At 71.4% G+C, this 16,178-nt stretch carries 13 protein-coding genes; 5 read left to right on the top strand and 8 right to left on the bottom strand.

Features of this window, described 5'->3' with window-relative positions; all coding sequences use genetic code 11:
* Both VM840_00145 and VM840_00140 read left to right on the top strand, forming a co-directional pair.
* On the top strand, window positions 1-178 hold a 178-nt coding region (locus VM840_00145), incomplete at its 5' end, for a NifU family protein (protein HVL79983.1).
* 2 nt (window positions 179-180) lie between these two features.
* Window positions 181-1,692, top strand: a complete 1,512-nt coding sequence (locus tag VM840_00140) for a carboxypeptidase M32 (protein HVL79982.1) — start codon at window positions 181-183, stop codon at window positions 1,690-1,692.
* 7 nt (window positions 1,693-1,699) lie between these two features.
* Here the strand turns inward: VM840_00140 and VM840_00135 are convergent, their stop codons facing one another.
* The 3 genes from VM840_00135 to VM840_00125 all read right to left on the bottom strand — a co-directional run bounded on the left by VM840_00135 (window position 1,700) and on the right by VM840_00125 (window position 5,657).
* A complete protein-coding gene (locus VM840_00135; protein HVL79981.1) occupies window positions 1,700-2,839 on the bottom strand; it encodes a cystathionine gamma-synthase in 1,140 nt (379 codons plus the stop codon).
* Entirely contained in the window at window positions 2,836-4,203 is a 1,368-nt protein-coding gene (locus tag VM840_00130) for a cystathionine beta-synthase (GenBank protein HVL79980.1), read from the bottom strand. Before VM840_00130 ends, VM840_00135 begins: the two co-directional genes overlap by 4 nt.
* A 74-nt stretch (window positions 4,204-4,277) precedes the next feature.
* Window positions 4,278-5,657: a tryptophanase gene (locus VM840_00125; GenBank protein HVL79979.1), complete on the bottom strand. Its 1,380-nt coding sequence runs from the start codon at window positions 5,655-5,657 to the stop codon at window positions 4,278-4,280.
* A gap of 298 nt (window positions 5,658-5,955) precedes the next feature.
* Between VM840_00125 and VM840_00120 the strand changes: the two genes are divergently transcribed.
* Window positions 5,956-7,416 carry an alpha/beta hydrolase family protein gene (locus VM840_00120; protein ID HVL79978.1) on the top strand — a complete coding sequence of 487 codons (1,461 nt, stop codon included), beginning with the start codon at window positions 5,956-5,958 and terminating at the stop codon, window positions 7,414-7,416.
* 100 nt (window positions 7,417-7,516) lie between these two features.
* Here VM840_00120 and VM840_00115 read toward each other — a convergent pair whose 3' ends face one another.
* On the bottom strand, window positions 7,517-7,726 hold the full coding sequence (locus VM840_00115; protein ID HVL79977.1) for a hypothetical protein: 210 nt from the start codon (window positions 7,724-7,726) through the stop codon (window positions 7,517-7,519).
* Entirely contained in the window at window positions 7,723-9,018 is a 1,296-nt protein-coding gene (locus tag VM840_00110; protein HVL79976.1) for a PspC domain-containing protein, read from the bottom strand. The genes VM840_00115 and VM840_00110 overlap by 4 nt, the downstream gene beginning before the upstream one ends.
* A gap of 129 nt (window positions 9,019-9,147) precedes the next feature.
* Between VM840_00110 and VM840_00105 the strand changes: the two genes are divergently transcribed.
* Together VM840_00105 and VM840_00100 are read left to right on the top strand one after the other, a co-directional pair.
* Window positions 9,148-10,329 carry a PspC domain-containing protein gene (locus tag VM840_00105; GenBank protein HVL79975.1) on the top strand — a complete coding sequence of 394 codons (1,182 nt, stop codon included), beginning with the start codon at window positions 9,148-9,150 and terminating at the stop codon, window positions 10,327-10,329.
* Window positions 10,326-10,958, top strand: coding sequence for a response regulator transcription factor (locus VM840_00100; protein HVL79974.1), 633 nt, complete (start codon window positions 10,326-10,328; stop codon window positions 10,956-10,958). Before VM840_00105 ends, VM840_00100 begins: the two co-directional genes overlap by 4 nt.
* A gap of 5 nt (window positions 10,959-10,963) precedes the next feature.
* Here the strand turns inward: VM840_00100 and VM840_00095 are convergent, their stop codons facing one another.
* The 3 genes from VM840_00095 to VM840_00085 form a co-directional block, all read right to left on the bottom strand.
* Complete coding sequence (locus VM840_00095; GenBank protein HVL79973.1) at window positions 10,964-12,790, bottom strand: ABC transporter ATP-binding protein; 1,827 nt, start codon at window positions 12,788-12,790, stop codon at window positions 10,964-10,966.
* Window positions 12,787-14,532 (bottom strand): ABC transporter ATP-binding protein, encoded by a 1,746-nt coding sequence (locus VM840_00090; GenBank protein ID HVL79972.1) that lies wholly within the window; start codon window positions 14,530-14,532, stop codon window positions 12,787-12,789. Before VM840_00090 ends, VM840_00095 begins: the two co-directional genes overlap by 4 nt.
* Window positions 14,533-14,718: 186 nt before the next feature.
* Window positions 14,719-16,178: GspE/PulE family protein (locus tag VM840_00085; GenBank protein HVL79971.1), on the bottom strand; the 1,460-nt coding region annotated here is incomplete at its 5' end.

Genomic DNA, 16,178 nt, shown 5'->3' with positions numbered 1-16,178 from the left:
GGAGACCGCATTCCTCCGCCTCAGCGGCGGGTGTCAGGGCTGCGGGATGGCCCAGGTCACCCTCTCGCAGGGCATCCAGGTGGCCATCACCGAGGCGGTGCCCGAGATCAAGCAGGTCGTCGACGTCACCGACCACGCTGCCGGAGACAGCCCCTACTTCCAGCCGGCCAAGAAGTAGCGGTGGAGACGAAGACCCGCCCGTACGACGAGCTCCTCACGCTCCTGCGCGAAGCTTCCCTACTCGGGGGCACCGCGTCGATCCTGAGCTGGGACCAGGAGACGATGATGCCGTCCGCGGCCGTCGGCTACCGCGCGCAGCAGATGGCTCAGCTGTCCGGGCTGATACACCGCATGGCCACGGACCCGCGGATCGGGGAGCTGCTCGACCGGTGCGAGGCCGACGACGACATGACGTCCGACCCCGACGCGGCGGCGATCCTGAGGGAGACCCGGCACCACTACGAGCGCGCCACGAAGCTCCCCGCCGAGCTCGTGACCGAGCGGGCGGAGGTGAGGGCCCGGGCTCAGCACGAGTGGCAGGAGGCCCGACAGGACGACGACTTCGAGCGGTTCCGTCCCTGGCTCGAGCGCAACCTGGAGCTGGCGCGCCGCGTCGCCGACCACTACGGGTGGGAGGCGGAGCCGTGGGACGCGCTCGCCGACGGCTACGAGCGCGGGATGACGGCCGCGTCCGTCGAAGCGGTCTTCACGCCGCTCCGCGACCGGCTGCGCGAGCTCCTGGCCACGCTGATGGACGGACCGCGTCGTCCGGACGAGCGCTTCGCCGCCCACGAGCTGCCGGTCGACGCCCAGCGCGCCTTCGTGCGCCGCGTGGCCGAGCGCATCGGGTTCGACTTCTCGCGAGGGCGTCTCGACGAGTCCACCCATCCGTTCTGCGGCGGCTCCCACCGGGACGACGTCCGGATGACGACCCGCTTCCGTCCGGACGGGTTCCTCGACTCCCTCGCCGCGACGATGCACGAGGCCGGGCACGGCATCTACGAGCAGGGGATCCCCTCCGAGCTGATGCTCACCCCGATCGGCGGCGCCGCCTCCCTGGGTATCCACGAGAGCCAGAGCCGGATGTGGGAGAACCAGGTCGGGAGGTCGGAGGGTTTCTGGCGGTGGTGCTGGCCGCTGGTCGAGGAGCATTTCGGGTCAGCGGTCGACGGCTTCACCTGGGAGGCCGCCCACCATGCGGCGAACGTCGTCCGGCCGTCGCTGATCAGGGTCGAGGCGGACGAGGCGACCTACAACATGCACATCATGATCCGCTTCGAGCTGGAGCGGGCGCTCATGAACGGGTCGCTCGCCGCGGCGGACGTGCCCGACGCCTGGAACGAGCGGTACCGCGAGTACCTCGACGTCGAGGTGCCCGACGACACGCGCGGCTGCCTCCAGGACATCCACTGGGCCTTCGGGGGGTTCGGGTACTTCCCGACCTACACGCTGGGGAACCTGTACTGCGCGCAGCTGTTCGAGGCGGCCTGCGAGCAGGTACCCGGACTGGTGGAAGGGTTCGCCCGCGGGGAGTTCGGCCCGCTCAAGCAGTGGCTGAACGACAACGTGCACGCGCACGGCGGGCGGCACGAGCCGAAGGACCTGTGCGAGCGGGTGACGGGCAAGCCCTTGAGCGCCGACCCGCTGCTGCGCCACCTCGAGGGCAAGCTCCGTCCCCTCTACGGGGTCTAGCCGCCGCTCAGCCGAGGGCCGTCCGGAGGTCCTCCACCAGGTCCTCGGTCGACTCGATCCCCACCGAGAGCCGGACGAGCGCCGGGTCCACCTCGAGCATCGACCCGACCGTGCTCGCATGCGTCATCCGGCCCGGGTGCTCGATCAGCGACTCGACCGCCCCCAGCGACTCGGCGAGCGTGAACAGGCGGGTGCGCGAGCAGAGGTCCACCGCCGCCTGCTCCCCCTCCGCGTGGATGAAGGAGACCATCGCCCCGAAGTCCTTCATCTGCTTCGCGGCCACCTCGTGGCCGGGGTGGTCCGGGAGCCCCGGGTAGAGCACCCTCGCCACCTTCGGGTGCCCGGCCAGCATCTCGACGATCGCCTTCGCGTTCTGGGTCGCGCGCTCGACCCGGACGGCCAGCGTCTTGACCCCGCGGAGGAGCAGGTAGCAGTCCATCGGACCCGGCACCGCGCCGACCGCGTTCTGAGTGAACGCGAGCTTGCGGGCCAGCTCCTCGTCGTCCGTGGCGATGAACCCGCCGACCAGGTCGGAGTGCCCGCCCGCGTACTTCGTGGTCGAGTGCAAGACGACGTCCGCCCCGAGCTCGAGGGGGCGCTGGAGCCACGAGGTCGCGAACGTGTTGTCCACCACGCAGATCGCGCCGCGTTCCCGGGCGAACGCCGCGATCGCGGCGATGTCCACCACGGTGAGGAGCGGGTTGGTGGGCGTCTCCACCCAGACGACCCGGGTCCGGTCGGTCCAGGCTCCGGCGAGCGCGTCGAGCGAGGTCATGTCCACGGGTGTGTGACGGAAACCGTGGGGCTCATAGACCTTCGAGACCAGCCGGTACGTCCCGCCGTACGCGTCGTTGGGGATGACGATGTGGTCGCCGGGGGAGAGCTGCCGGAGCAGCGCGTCGCTGGCGGCCAAGCCGCTCGAGAAGGCGAGACCGAACCGGGCTCCCTCGAGCGAGGCCAGGCACCGCTCGACGGCCGTGCGCGTGGGGTTGCCCGTGCGCGAGTACTCGTACCCCTTGTGCTTCCCGACCTCCTCCTGCGCGTACGTGGAGGTCTGGTAGATCGGGACGATCACCGCGCCCGTGGTCGGGTCCGGCTCCTGTCCAGCGTGTATGGCGCGTGTCTCGAAGCCCCAGTCCTCGTTCATGCTCGTCCCTTCGACAGGAAGTCCAGGAGGTCCGAGCGGGAGACGATGCCTACCGGGTGGCCGTCCTCGATCACGAGGAGGGCGGAAGCGTGCTCGAGCTTCGCCACCGCCGACTCGACCGGCTCCCCGGACCCGATGGTCGGGAGCGCCGGACCCATCACCTCCCCGACCGGAGCGTCGAGCACGGACGCATCTCGGAACGCGCGGTCCAGCAGGTCGCGGTCGCGGACCGCCCCGACCACCTCGGCCACCGCGACCGGGGGCTCCTCCTTCAGGACGGGCATCTGCGACACGTCGTACTCCCGCAGGATCTCTATGGCCTGGCGGACGGGCTCGGTCGGGTGGACGTGGATCAGCGGCGGCTGGTCGTCCCCCTTCGCGTGCAGGACGTCCCCCACCGTCCGGCCCGTGCCCTCGAGGAACCCGTACTCGGCCATCCAGGCGTCGTTGTAGAGCTTGGACAGGTATCCGCGTCCGGAATCGGGCACGATCACCACGACCACTGCGTCGGGACCGAGCTCCCGCCCGATGTGCAGCGCCGCCCAGACGGCCGTCCCGGTGGACCCGCCCACGAGGATCCCCTCCTCCCGGGTGACACGCCGGGCGGTGAGGAAGGAGTCGCGGTCGGACACCATCACGACCCGGTCGACCACGTCGGGGTCATAGGTGGTGGGCCAGAAGTCCTCCCCGATCCCTTCGACGAGGTAGGGACGTCCGGACCCGCCCGAGTAGACCGACCCTTCCGGGTCGGCCCCCACGACCTGGACGTCGGGGTTCTGCTCCTTCAGGTAGCGGCCGATCCCCGAGATCGTGCCGCCCGTCCCTATCCCGGCCACGAAGTGGGTGACCCGTCCGGACGTCTGACGCCATATCTCCGGACCCGTGCTGCGGTAGTGGGAGTCGGGGTTGGCGACGTTGCGGTACTGGTTCGGTTGGAACGCGCCGGGCGTCGCTTCCGTGATCCGGTTCGCCACCGAGTAGTAGGACTCGGGGTGATCGGGAGCCACCGCGGTGGGACAGACCACCACCTCCGCCCCGTACGCGCGCAGCAGTGAGATCTTCTCGGCCGACATCTTGTCGGGCATCACGAAGACGCACCGGTAGCCCTTCCGCGCGGCGACTATGGCGAGCCCGACCCCCGTGTTGCCGGAGGTCGGCTCGACGATCGTGCCGCCGGGACGCAGGAGCCCGTCGCGCTCGGCCGCCTCGACCATCGCGATCGCCGGCCGGTCCTTCACCGAGCCGCCGGGGTTCAGGAACTCGAGCTTGGCCACGAGGGTGCATCCGAGGTCGCGTCCGACCCGGTCGAGCCGGACGAGGGGGGTCTCCCCCACCAGGTCGAGGAGGGAGCCGTGGGCGGCGATCTGCGGGGGCTGCGTGTTCACCCCGTGAGCCTACAGCGGCCGTCGCCGAGGCACGGCTGGGGAGCGCGGTCGGGTCAGCCGAGCGGCTCGAACCGGGCCGTGAAGTGACGGAGGAACGGGGGCTGCCAGGTGATGCGGTACCCCCGCATCGCCTCGGCCCGCGCCGCCACGCCCTCGATCACCTCGGCCACGTAGTCGATGTGCGACTGGGTGTAGACCCGGCGCGGGATCGTGCAGCGGACGAGCTCCATCGGCGCCGGCTCCTCGGTGCCGTCCGGCTGGGGACGACCGAACATGACGCTCCCGATCTCCACCGGACGGACACCGCCCAGCCGGTACATCTCGACCGCGAGCGCCTGCCCCGGGTACTCGTGAGGGGGGATGTGCGGGAGCAGCCCCTTCGCGTCGAGGTAGACCGCGTGTCCCCCCGGCGGGCTGACGACCGGCACCCCCGCGTCTCGGCACCGCTCCCACAGGTACTCGACGGACCGGACGCGGTACCGCAGGTAGTCCTCATGTAGGACCTCTCGCAGCCCGACCGCGATCGCCTCCAGGTCGTACCCGGCCAGGCCCCCGTAGGTGGGGAACCCTTCCGTGAGGATCAGGTCGGCCCGGCACCGGGCGGCGAGGTCGTCGTCGTTGCAGGCGAGGAACCCGCCGATGTTGGCGAGCCCGTCCTTCTTGGCGCTGAACGTCGCGCCGTCGGCCAGCGAGAACATCTCCCGGGCGATATCGGTGGGCGTCCGGTCGGCGTGTCCGGGCTCCCGGATCTTGATGAACCACGCGTTCTCGGCGAACCGGCAGGCGTCCAGGAACAGAGGGACCCCGAACCGGTCGCAGAGCGCCCTCACCCCGCGCAGGTTCTGCAGGGAGACGGGCTGTCCGCCGCCGGAGTTGTTGGTGACGGTGACCATCACGAGGGGGACGTCCTCTTCCGTCAGCGTCCGTTCGAGGGCGTGGAGGTCCATGTTGCCCTTGAAGGGGTGCAGGACGGCCGGCTCGCGTCCCTCGGCGATCACGAGGTCCCGAGCGACGGCGCCCGTGTGCTCGACGTTGGCCCGGGTCGTGTCGAAGTGCGTGTTGTTCGGGACGACCTGGCCCGGGCGCGCCACCTCCCCGAACAGGATCCTCTCGGCGGCCCGGCCCTGGTGGGTGGGGATCACGTGGCGGAACCCCGTCAGATCCCGGACGACCTCCTCGAACCTGAAGAACGACCGGGACCCGGCGTAGGACTCGTCCCCCCGCATCATCCCCGCCCACTGCTCGGAGGACATCGCTCCCGTCCCCGAGTCGGTCAGCAGGTCGATGATCACGTCTTCGCTCGCCAGCGCGAACAGGTTGTAGCCGGCCGTGTAGAGCGCCGCCTCCCGCTCCTCCGGCGTCGTGAACCGGATCGGCTCGACGGACTTGATCCGGAACGGTTCGATGATCGTCCGGAAACGCGGCGGCGTCACGGGCTCGTGACCCGGCGGTCCCGGGCCGCGGCGCGCGACACCTCGCTCATGTCGACCTCCACCCGTCGATACTGCCACGTCCCATGTGTGCATAAGTCCGCGGACGCCCGGGGCTGCGCTGGATAGGTTCCCCGGCGATGGACCGGCTGTGGCGCGACGGGGAACGGTACGCAGGGCCTCGCGGCAGGGATGTGCCCTGCCGGCTCGAAAGCCTCTACGTACGAGGCGGCCGGTCTCGAACGCGTACGGCGCGGGCCCTGACGACGGGTCCGGCCCCGGGCCCTGAGGGAGGAGACGGATGAGGCGGATGCTGGTCCTGATCGTGCTGGCCGTGGCCGGCGCGTCGATGCCCCCGGCCGCAGCGGCGGAGTGCACACCCGGCGAGGCGGGATGCATGCCCAGCTACGAGCGGTGCGCATCTGGAGGGGGCAACGGCGTCTGGCTCGGCCGCAACCGCGGAGCGGCCACCGCGTGCGTGGCCGCCGAGGGCCAGATAGTGGCCTACGCGGGCGGGAACCCGACCTACCCCTGCGGCACGATCGCCCCGGCGGGCTTCGTCCTGCCGGGAGCCGACCAGGACCCCAACCGGTGCGACACCCTCGCCATGCCGTCCAACGAACTCCGCTTCCGCGTCCAGCTCCCCTCCGACTACGAGACCTCGGGACGCGCCTACCCCGTGCTCTACCTGCTCCCGGGAGGCGGCGGCGACGAGAACACCTGGTTCGAGGTGATGGACGTGTCCGCCGTGGCCGATCAGGGCCTCATCGTCGTGTCCCCCCACAACGGGGTCGGCATGTACAACGACTGGCGCGACGGCAGGTATCAGCTGGAGACGCTCTTCGTGCAGAGCCTGGTCCCCCACGTCGACTCCACCTACCGCACGGTGGCCCAGCGCGGACACCGAGCGATAGCCGGCTTCTCGCAGGGTGGTTACGGGGCCATGTTCCTGTCCGCCCGGCACCCGGAGCTGTTCGCCTTCGCCGCCTCCCTCTCCGGGGTGCTGGACATCCGCAACCCCGGCTGGGGACCGATGGCGTCCGGCCTGTACAGCCTCGACGGCGGTTACGACCAGCCCTACTCGCCCTCCATGCCGATCTTCGGGGACTACGTCCTCGACGAGGTGTGGTGGCGCGACCGCAACCCCCTCGACCTGGCGGCGAACCTGCGCGGTACGGATATCCGCACCGCCGTGGGGAACGGGATCCCCGCCCAGCACGAGGCGTCCCCGCTCGACGTCGTGTTCGGCTCGCAGCCCGAGATGAACCTCAACCAGATGCAGCGTGACTTCGTAGCCGCCCTGGACGCCGAGGGGATCGGGTACCACGCCACCGAGCACGACGGGGGCCACCTGTACCAGTACGGCGCGGAAGTGCTCCGGGAGTGGGTGCCCCACGTCCTCGCCAACCTCGGCCGTCCGGACCCGGCGGCCTTCGACTACCGCACCGTCGAGGCGCACTCGTCCGCCTGGGGATGGTCGTTCACCGCCGACCCCGCCCGAGCGCCCGAGTTCCTGGAGATCAGGGGTGCCTCGTCCGACGGGTTCCACATCACGGGGTCCGGGATGACCAGGGTCGTCACCGGTCGGGTGGCGGGGCCCGGCGCGACGGTCGAGGTGACGGGCGCGGTGGAGGACCTGGTCGTGGCCGACGAAGAGGGGCGCCTGCACCTCACGGTCGACCTCGGGCCTCCCGCTCGGATCCAGCAGTACCGGCCGGGGTCGGTCGGTCAGGACCTCCGCACCGCGAAGATCAGCTTCTGAGGGCGCTTGGGGTGGAGGTGGGAGGCCGCGACGCGGCCTCCCATCTTCGTGGGACGGATAGCTCCCCATTATCCCGCTCGGGCGCGCCTTGGGCGCGGTCCTAGGCGGGGTCGCCCGGGTCGGGTGTGGGGTCCGGGCGCGACCGGGGCGAGAGCAGCAGAGCGAGCCCCAGCGCGACCAGGGACGCGGCTCCGAGCCACCGGATCCGGACGAGGGAACCGTCCAGCGCGCCGGTCAGGTAGAGGACCGCGAAGAGCGCGAAGAACGCGCCCGCGATCAGAGAGACGGGGTCGAGGGCATGTCTCTTCACAGCGCCACCTCCTCCTGGGACCCGAACTCGGCGGGCGGTTCCGACCCGCGCTCCCCTCGGACCACCCTGAGCTCACCGACCCCGATGCGCACGTCGACGTGGAGCCGCGGAGCCCCGGGTAGGCCGTCCAGCCGCACCGTCCGGTCGTGGTTCAACCCCGAACCGCGGTGGCGGGCCGGCCCGTCCTCGACGAGCGAGCCGGCGCGGCCCGCGCCCGGGAGCCAGAGCTCCCCCGCACCGATCCGGGCTCGCAGGACGACGGCGGCGTCCGCCGGCAGCACGATCGTCACCTCGCCTGCACCGACCTCGACCGGGATAGAGGCTGCCGTGTCGATCTCCGTCAGATCCAGGTGCAGCGCCCCGGCCGAGAGCCGGTACCCCCGGGAAGCCTCGGCGGCCGACAGCGGCGTCTCCACCAGCTCCCCCACCCCCGCTCGCAGGCCGGCCGGGGCATAGGTCGACGCGCAGAGCACCAGCGTGAGCAGGACCCCGAGGGCGATGAGGCCGCGGGCCCTCCCCCGCCAGGCGCCGACGATCAGTCCGGCTCCCGTGATGAGCAAGGCGACGGCCGCGGCCGCGCCGAGGGAGAGACGCAGGACGCCCGCCGAGTCGAGCATGAGGAGGACCCCCATCACGATCGCCGTGGCTCCCAGGGTCGCTCGCCCGAGGTACGAACGCTCGCGCGGCGCCGCCGGCCTGTCCACGGGAGCGGCGACGGGGGTGGTGGTGGGCGCCGTCAGGAGGCCGCCGCCGACGGGGACGGCCGGCTCGGGCGCCGGCGGAGCCGACCGTGCGTCTGGCAACGGCTCGGACGGCGCGGGTTCGTCGCGTGAGCCGTTCCACAGCGTCACCCCGGCTCCGATCAGCAGGAGCCCCCAGAGGACCCCGCCGCGCGGCCCCCACCACGGACCCTGGTCGAACAGGCCGAACATCAGGGACAGCCCGACCACGGAGAGCGCGATGCCGATCCAGCGGTTGAGGTCGAGGGTGACCGCCGGGGACGACGCGTCGTCGTCCCCGTACGGCACCACTACCGCGGCGATCACGTAGACGATGGCCGCCACGCCTCCGGTGAAGATGGTCGCGCCGACGAACCCCAGCCGCCACAGGACGGGGTCCGTCCCGGTGTAGGCGCCCAGTCCGCTGCAGACGCCGGAGATCACCTTGTCCAGGCGGCGGCGCCGGAACGTCCGGACCGTCGCCGCCGGGGGGCGCGGTGTTGCTGCGGGGGCCGGGGCCCCCGCGGTTGGAGCCTCGTGGGCTCCCGTGTCGTTGCTCTGCTCGTGGTCCATGTCCGCATCGTGCCTCCGACCGGCCGACAGGACAATCGGGGGAGGCCCTGATATCGACCGCCCCACCCTGACCCTTCTCAGGGACTCCCCTGATGTCCGTCCCGGGCCGGCCGTGAGACCATCGCCGACATGGAGGCCCTCCGTTTCGCCCGCCGACCCCAGGACGCCGTGCTCACCGGCGTCGCGGCCGGACTCGGCGCCCGGTGGGGCGTGGATGCCATGGTCGTCCGGATCGCGCTGGCCCTCCTGACCTTCGCCGCAGGGGTCGGTGCCGTCGCCTACCTGGTCGCATGGGCGGTCTCGCTGGATCCGGACGATCCGGCGGCGCCCCCCGCGAGGGAGCCCACGGCCCAGCAGGCGGTCGCGCTGGGTCTCGTGGTCGTCGGCCTGCTGGTGGTGTTCCGGGCGTACGGGCTGTGGGTGGGCGACGCGGTGGGCGTGCCCCTCGTCCTGGCGGGCATGGGTGCAGCGCTCCTCTACATCCGGACGGAGCCCGAGGTGCGCCCGACCTGGGTCCGCATCGGAGGTCGCGACCTCCTCGTCACCCGTCCCCCGCTCGTGAGGCTGGCTGCGGGCGGAGCCCTCGTGGTCGTGGGGATGGCTTCGCTCGTCGCGGCCCAGGACGACCTACGGGCGGTCGGCAGCGTCGTGGTCGCGGTCCTCGTCACGACCGCGGGACTCGTGGTCGCGTTCGGACCGCTCCTATCGCGGCTCCTGCGCCAGGTCTCGGATGAGCGCCGCGAACGCGTGCGCTCCCAGGAGCGCGCAGAGGTGGCGGCGCACCTACACGACTCCGTGCTGCAGACGCTCGCGCTCATCCAGCGCAACGCCGGCGACCCGCGGAAGATGGTGACGCTGGCCCGACGACAGGAACGGGAGCTGCGCAGCTGGCTCTACTCGGCCGCGGCACCCGCGGCCCGCACCGAGCTGGCCGCCCTGGTCACGACGACGATGGAAGAGGTGGAGGACGCACACGACGTGCCCGTCGAGCTCGTGGTGGTGGGCGACGCGGCCGCCGACGACCGCATGGTCGCGCTCGTCAGGGCGCTGCGGGAGGCGGCAGCGAACGCGGCCGTGCACTCGGGAGCCGAGGAGGTCTCGGTCTACGTGGAGTGCGAGGATGACGCGGTGACTGCCTACGTGCGTGACCGGGGGCGCGGTTTCGACATCTCGGCCGTTCCGGCCGACCGGCGGGGCATCGCGGACTCGATCAGGGGGCGCATCGAGCGGCACGGAGGCAAGGTCGAGATCGTCACCGCGACCGGCGAGGGGTGCGAGGTGAAGCTGCGGATGCCGAGGAACGGAACATGACCCGGGTCTTCGTGGTGGACGACCACCGGCTGTTCCTTTCCGGGGTCAAGGCCGAGCTGGCCGGACGCGTCGACGTGGTCGGCGAGGCATCCGACGTCGACCGGGCCATCGACGGGATACGGCAGGCCAAGCCGGACGTCGTCCTGCTCGACGTCCACATGCCGGGCGGCGGCGGACGAGCCGTCATCGAGGCCGTCCACGCGACCCATCCGGACGTCCGCTTCCTGGCCCTGTCCGTCTCCGACGCCCCCGAGGACGTGATAGCGGTGGTCAGGTCCGGGGCGCGCGGCTACGTGACGAAGACGATCTCCCCCGAGGACCTCGCCGACGCGATCCGGCGGGTCCACGAGGGGGACGCCGTGTTCTCGCCCCGCCTGGCCGGGTTCGTCCTGGACGCGTTCGCCGGCGACATCCCCGTCCCGGAGGACCCGGAGGTCGACCAGCTGACCGTGCGCGAGAAGGAGGTGCTGCGCCTGATCGCCCGCGGGTACACGTACAAGGAGGTCGCCCGGCGGCTGCACATCTCGGTGAAGACGGTGGAGACGCACGTATCGGCCGTACTGCGCAAGCTCCAGCTGTCGAGCCGTCACGAACTGACCCGCTGGGCGAGCGACCGCCGCCTCATCTGAGCTCGCTACCGCACCGCGGCGTCGCGGTGCCAGGCTCCCTCGTCGGCCGCCCATAGCGCGCGCATCTCGTCGGAGGTCTCGAGCAGCTCGTTCAGCGGGCCGGACGCCTCGACCGTCCCGTCCTTCATCACGACGACCGTGTCCGCACGGCGGAGGGCCGCCCGGCGGTGCGAGACAGCCAGGCAGGTCGCGTCGCCGCGGGCGAAGACGCGGTCCCAGACCTCGGCCTCCGTGACCACGTCCAGGGCCGAGGAGAGGTCGTCGAACACGAGCAGCTCGGCGCCCGTCACGAACATCCGGGCGGCGGCGGTCCGTTGGACCTGCCCGCCGGACAGCCTGACCCCCCGGGGTCCGATCACCGTGTCCAGCCCGCCGTGCATCTCGGCCAGGTCGTCCTCGAATACGGCGAGTCGGACGGCCTCGGCCAAACGGTCGTCGGGGACGGGCTGTCCGAGCACCATGTTGTCGCGCAGGCTCTCGCTGAACAGCCGCGGGACCTGAGCCGTGTACGCCGAGCGCGGCGGGACGAAGAAGGACATCGGGTCGGAGACGACGCGTCCGTTCCAGACGGTCTCGCCCGCTTCGAGGTCGACCAGGCCGAGCAGGGCTCGCAGGAGGGTGGTCTTGCCCGACCCGATCCGGCCGCAGACCACGACGAAGCTGCCGCGCTCGATGCGCAGCGACACGTCGGTGATCCCGCGGCCGGTGTCCGGGTAGCGGTACGTGAGCCCGCGCGCCTCGAGCACCTCGAGGCGGTCGTCGGGGGAACGCTCCACCTCCGGCACCGATGGCAGCTCCCCACTCAGACCGGTGACGCAGGGCTCGACCACGACCTCGGCCGGGGCTCCCTCGACGATCCTGGCCAGCCGCCCCATGTTGACCGCCGACTGCTTCGTACGGGCGATCAGGCGGCCCGTCCAGCGCGGGAGCCACATCAGCCAGTGCATGTACATGGTGAAGAGCGCCATGTCCCCGACCGTGAACGTGCCGGTGCGCATGCGTCCGGCGGCGAGCAGGAGCAGCACGCCGATCGCGACGTGGACGAGGTTCTCCATGATCTTGTCCGTGATCTCGACGAAGAGCCGGTCGCGTACGGCCGCCACCCGACGCGTCTCGGACAGCTCCCGGAAGCGTCGCAGCACCCCACGCTCCGCCCCCGAGACCTTGATGGCCAGCACGGCGCCGAAGGATTCGCCGATGAACCCGGTGACGGCCGAGGTCGCCCGCCGCGTCGCCCGGCGGTTCACGCGGATCCGGGGCCCGGTCTTGTGCATGATCAGCAGGGTCGCCGCCATCGGGAAGAGCACGATCGCGGTCAGGACGGGGTCGATGCGGACCATCACGACCATGGCCGCCACGGTCAGCAGCAGGGCCGAGGTGACGTCGATCCACAGGTCGTGGAGGTACACGAACTCCTCGGTGTCGTCGCGGAACCGGCTGATCGCCTCCCCGGGGGAGTCCGGGACCCGTCCGCGGCCGGGCCCCCGGACGACGCGCCCGAGCACGTTCGTGCGCATGACGGTGACGAACGCGTAGAAGCAGGACGTCCAGACGACGCACGCCGCCCAGAACGAGGCGGCCCGCAGCAGCTCGGTGCCGAGCAGGCCCACGAGCGGCTTCCAGAGCTCGCCGGTGGCGTCGCCCGTGATCCGGTTCAGGGCGGCGCGCGACCAGAGCCCCATGGGGATGAACCACAGGCTCCGGGCAGCCCACAGCGCCCCGGACGCGGCGTACGAGCCCAGGTGGGTGCGGGCCAGCCGCCATCCCAGGGGCCAGGACCGGACGGTCCTACCCAGGGTGTCGGTGGGGACGCGGTCGCGTATGGGGGTCATGCGAGCACCTCCTCGATGCCGGTCCGCAGGAGCCTGGCGAACCGGGAGCCGGGATCGGAAGCGAGCTCGGCCCGCGGTCCGTGCTCGAGCACCCGTCCGTGCTCCATCACGACGATCGTGTCCGCGCGCCCCAGGGTGGCCAGCCGGTGCGCGACGATGACGGCCGTCCGACCCACCAGCAGGCGGTCCACGGCCGACTCGATCATCGCCTCGGTGGCCGGGTCCAGACGCGACGAGGCCTCGTCGAGGATGACCAGGCCCGGGTCGCGCAGGAACACCCGGGCGAAGGCGAGCAGCTGGGCCTGTCCGGCGGATAGCCCCCCGCCCTGCGAGGCCAGCTCCGTGTCCAAGCCGTCCGGGAGCCCCTCCAGCCACGCGCCGAGCCCCAGCGTGCGCAGGGCATCCACTATCGCCTCGTCGGTTATCGAGCCGTCGAACAGCGTCAGGTTGTCCCGGACCGACCCCTGGAAGAGCTGGACGTCCTGGGTCACCACGCCCACCCGGCGGCGCAGGTCGTCCAGGGAGAGCTCACGCATGTCGTGTCCGCCCACCCGGACGGACCCCTGCCCCACGTCGTACAGACGCAGGAGCAGGCGCGTCAGGGTCGTCTTCCCGGACCCCGTCCGGCCGAGGACCCCGACCACCTCACCCGGGGAGACGCGGAGGGACACGTCGTCCAGCACGGTCACGTCGTCGTCGGCGTAGGCGAAGGTGACCCCGTCCAGCTCGACGGAGAGGGCTCCGTCGGGCAGCGGAGCGGACCCGTCGACGATGGTGGGCCTCTCCGCCAGCAGGTCCCCGATGCGGTTCAGCCCGGCTCCCGCCTTCTGGAACTCGCGCATCTGCGACGCGATGTTCATGATCGGCTGGTCGAGCATCATCACGTACTGGAAGAGCATGAAGATCGTGCCCGGGGTGGCCTGTCCGCGGGCGAACAGCCAGCCGCCGAGGGCGAGCGTCATCGCGATGCTCACGCCGAACAGGACGGTGGACGCCGTCCAGATGAGCACCCCGACCTTCTCGGAGTGGACGAGCCGACGGTGCAGCAGCCGGTTCGCGCGTGCGAAGCCGCGCATGACGTGGTGTCCGGCGCCCAGGGACCGGATGTCGTCGGTGCCGGAGAGGCGCTCCTCGAGGAACCCGAACAGCTCCGCCGAAGCCTCCCGCTGGGCCGTAGAGGCCGGGACCGCGATCCGGCGCAGCCGGTGCATGACGCTCACCGAGACGGCCGCGAAGGCGGCCAGCACCGCCCCCACCCCCAGGTGCTCCCGGGCGACGAGGACGAGGATGCCGAGCCCGAAGATCGCGGACCCCAGGATGTACAGCACGAAGACCGAGAAGAAGTTGGACAGCGCGCTGACGTCGCCGTCGATCCTCTCGATCATCTCTCCGGGGGTGTGGCTGTTGTGGTAGGCCACGTCCAGCCCGAGGGCGTGCTCGGTCAGGTCGGATCTCAGGTCGTTCGTCGCCGTCCACCCGACCTGCTCGGCCATGTACGTCGTGACGACGGCGATCACCTCCGCGACCAGTCCGATCGCCAGGTAGAGCAGGGCGAGCCTGATCAGGACCTCCATCTCGCCGGCGTCGAGCGCGGTGTCGATGAACACGCGCAGGATCTGCGGCCCGGCGAGCGGGAGCCCCATACTGAGGAGCAGGAACAGGGCGAGCAGCGCCACCCGGCCCCGGTGGGGGCCGATGTAGCGGAGGAGGACCCGCGTCGTATCGCTGCGCTCTCGCTTCATGGCTCACGAACTTCCTGTGTCGTGGCCCGCGCGAGGGGCGGTTGCCTCAGGGGAGGGGTTCTTCCGAGGGCGCGCGTCAGCGCAGGCCTGTGAAGGCTGGTGTCTGGCCGCCGCCCGGGAGCTCGCGCGCAGGGCGCGTGAGAACCGAGCGGGAACTCTAGCAGAGGACCGGCGACGTGTCGAGCGTCAGCCGACGACGCGCAGGACCTCTTCGAGGGAGGTGATCCCGGCCGCGGCCTTGGCGAGCCCGTCCTCGAGCAGGGGGACCATCCCCTGGGACCTCGCGATCTCGGCCAGCGTCTCCGTGGGAGCCCGGTCGGCGACCGCCCGCTCGATCTCGTCGGTGACGAGCATGAGCTCGGCGAGGGCGACCCGTCCCCGGTAACCGGTGTTCGCGCAGTGGCGGCACCCGACCGGCCGCTTGAGCTGCCGCTTCGACTTCCCCTCCGGGACCGGCACCCCGATCCGCTCCAGCAGCTCCTGGGTGGGCTCGTAGGGCTCCGCGCACTCCGGACACAGCCTGCGCGCCAGCCGCTGCGCCACGACCGCCTGCACGGCCGAGGCCACGAGGAACGGCTCCACCCCCATCTCGGTCAGCCGGGTCGGCGCGGTGGGGGCATCGTTCGTATGAAGCGTGGCCAGGACGAGGTGGCCCGTCATCGCGGCGTGCACGCCCATGGAGGCCGTATCCCGGTCCCGGATCTCACCGACCATGATCACGTCGGGGTCCGATCGCAGGATGGATCGTAGCGCGTGCGCGAAGGTCAGGCCGATCGCCGGGTGGACCTGCATCTGCCGCAGGCCTCCGATCCGGTACTCGATCGGGTCCTCAACGGTGATGATCTTGCGGGACGGGTCGTTCAACTCGTTCAGCGTGGCGTACAGGGTCGTCGACTTCCCCGAGCCGGTCGGGCCGGTGACGAGGATCGCGCCGGTCGTCTTGGCGGTAGCGGTCCGGTAGCGGTCGAGGATCGCGGGGGTGAAACCCATGTCCTCGAGCCCGAGCAGGGAGCTGCTGCGGTCGAGGATGCGGATGACCACCTCCTCGCCGTGGGCCGAGGGGAGCGTCGAGATCCGCAGGTCGATCGGGGACCCGGCCACCGAGACCGTCACGCGGCCGTCCTGCGGGAGACGCTTCTCCGCGATGTCCGCCTCTCCCATCACCTTCAGGCGGGAGACGATCCCGTGCTGATGGGCCTTCTGCAGACGCATCTTCTCGTGCAGGACCCCGTCGATCCTGAACCTGATCCGTACGTCGCGCTCCTCCGGCTCGACGTGGATGTCGGAGGCGCGCTGCTCGACGGCCTGCATGATGATCCTGTTCACGGCCTTGACGATGGGAGCCCGGTCCGCCGCGTCGACGGCCTCGAGCCCCACCGGCCCGTCGGGCTCCGCCTCGGGCTCGGCCAGCAGGTCGGTCGTGTCCTCCATCGAGCGGAGGCGTTCGATAGCCGCGAGGATGTCCTCGCGGGTCGCCACCAGGACGTCGAGCTCGTGGCCCGTGCGGATCCTGAGGTCGTCGAGGACGAGCAGGTTGCCCGGGTCGGCCATCGCGACCACCAGCTTTCCCTCCCGGAACCCGAGGGCCAGGACCGCGTGCCGCGTGCATACGGAGTGGGGGACGAGCGCCGCCGCCTCCGGGTCGA

The organism is Actinomycetota bacterium, from assembly GCA_035540895.1.
In the GTDB taxonomy this organism is placed as follows: domain Bacteria; phylum Actinomycetota; class JAICYB01; order JAICYB01; family JAICYB01; genus DATLFR01.
This window is presented reverse-complemented; position numbering and strand designations above follow the sequence as displayed.

Excerpts from the sequence above, each read along its gene's own strand:
- VM840_00135 (HVL79981.1), bottom strand. The coding sequence starts at position 2,839 with ATGAACGAGGACTGGGGCTTCGAGACACGCGCCATACACGCTGGACAG.
- VM840_00120 (HVL79978.1), top strand. The coding sequence starts at position 5,956 with ATGAGGCGGATGCTGGTCCTGATCGTGCTGGCCGTGGCCGGCGCGTCG.
- VM840_00110 (HVL79976.1), bottom strand. The coding sequence starts at position 9,018 with ATGGACCACGAGCAGAGCAACGACACGGGAGCCCACGAGGCTCCAACC.
- VM840_00105 (HVL79975.1), top strand. The coding sequence starts at position 9,148 with ATGGAGGCCCTCCGTTTCGCCCGCCGACCCCAGGACGCCGTGCTCACC.
- VM840_00100 (HVL79974.1), top strand. The coding sequence starts at position 10,326 with ATGACCCGGGTCTTCGTGGTGGACGACCACCGGCTGTTCCTTTCCGGG.
- VM840_00095 (HVL79973.1), bottom strand. The coding sequence starts at position 12,790 with ATGACCCCCATACGCGACCGCGTCCCCACCGACACCCTGGGTAGGACC.
- VM840_00090 (HVL79972.1), bottom strand. The coding sequence starts at position 14,532 with ATGAAGCGAGAGCGCAGCGATACGACGCGGGTCCTCCTCCGCTACATC.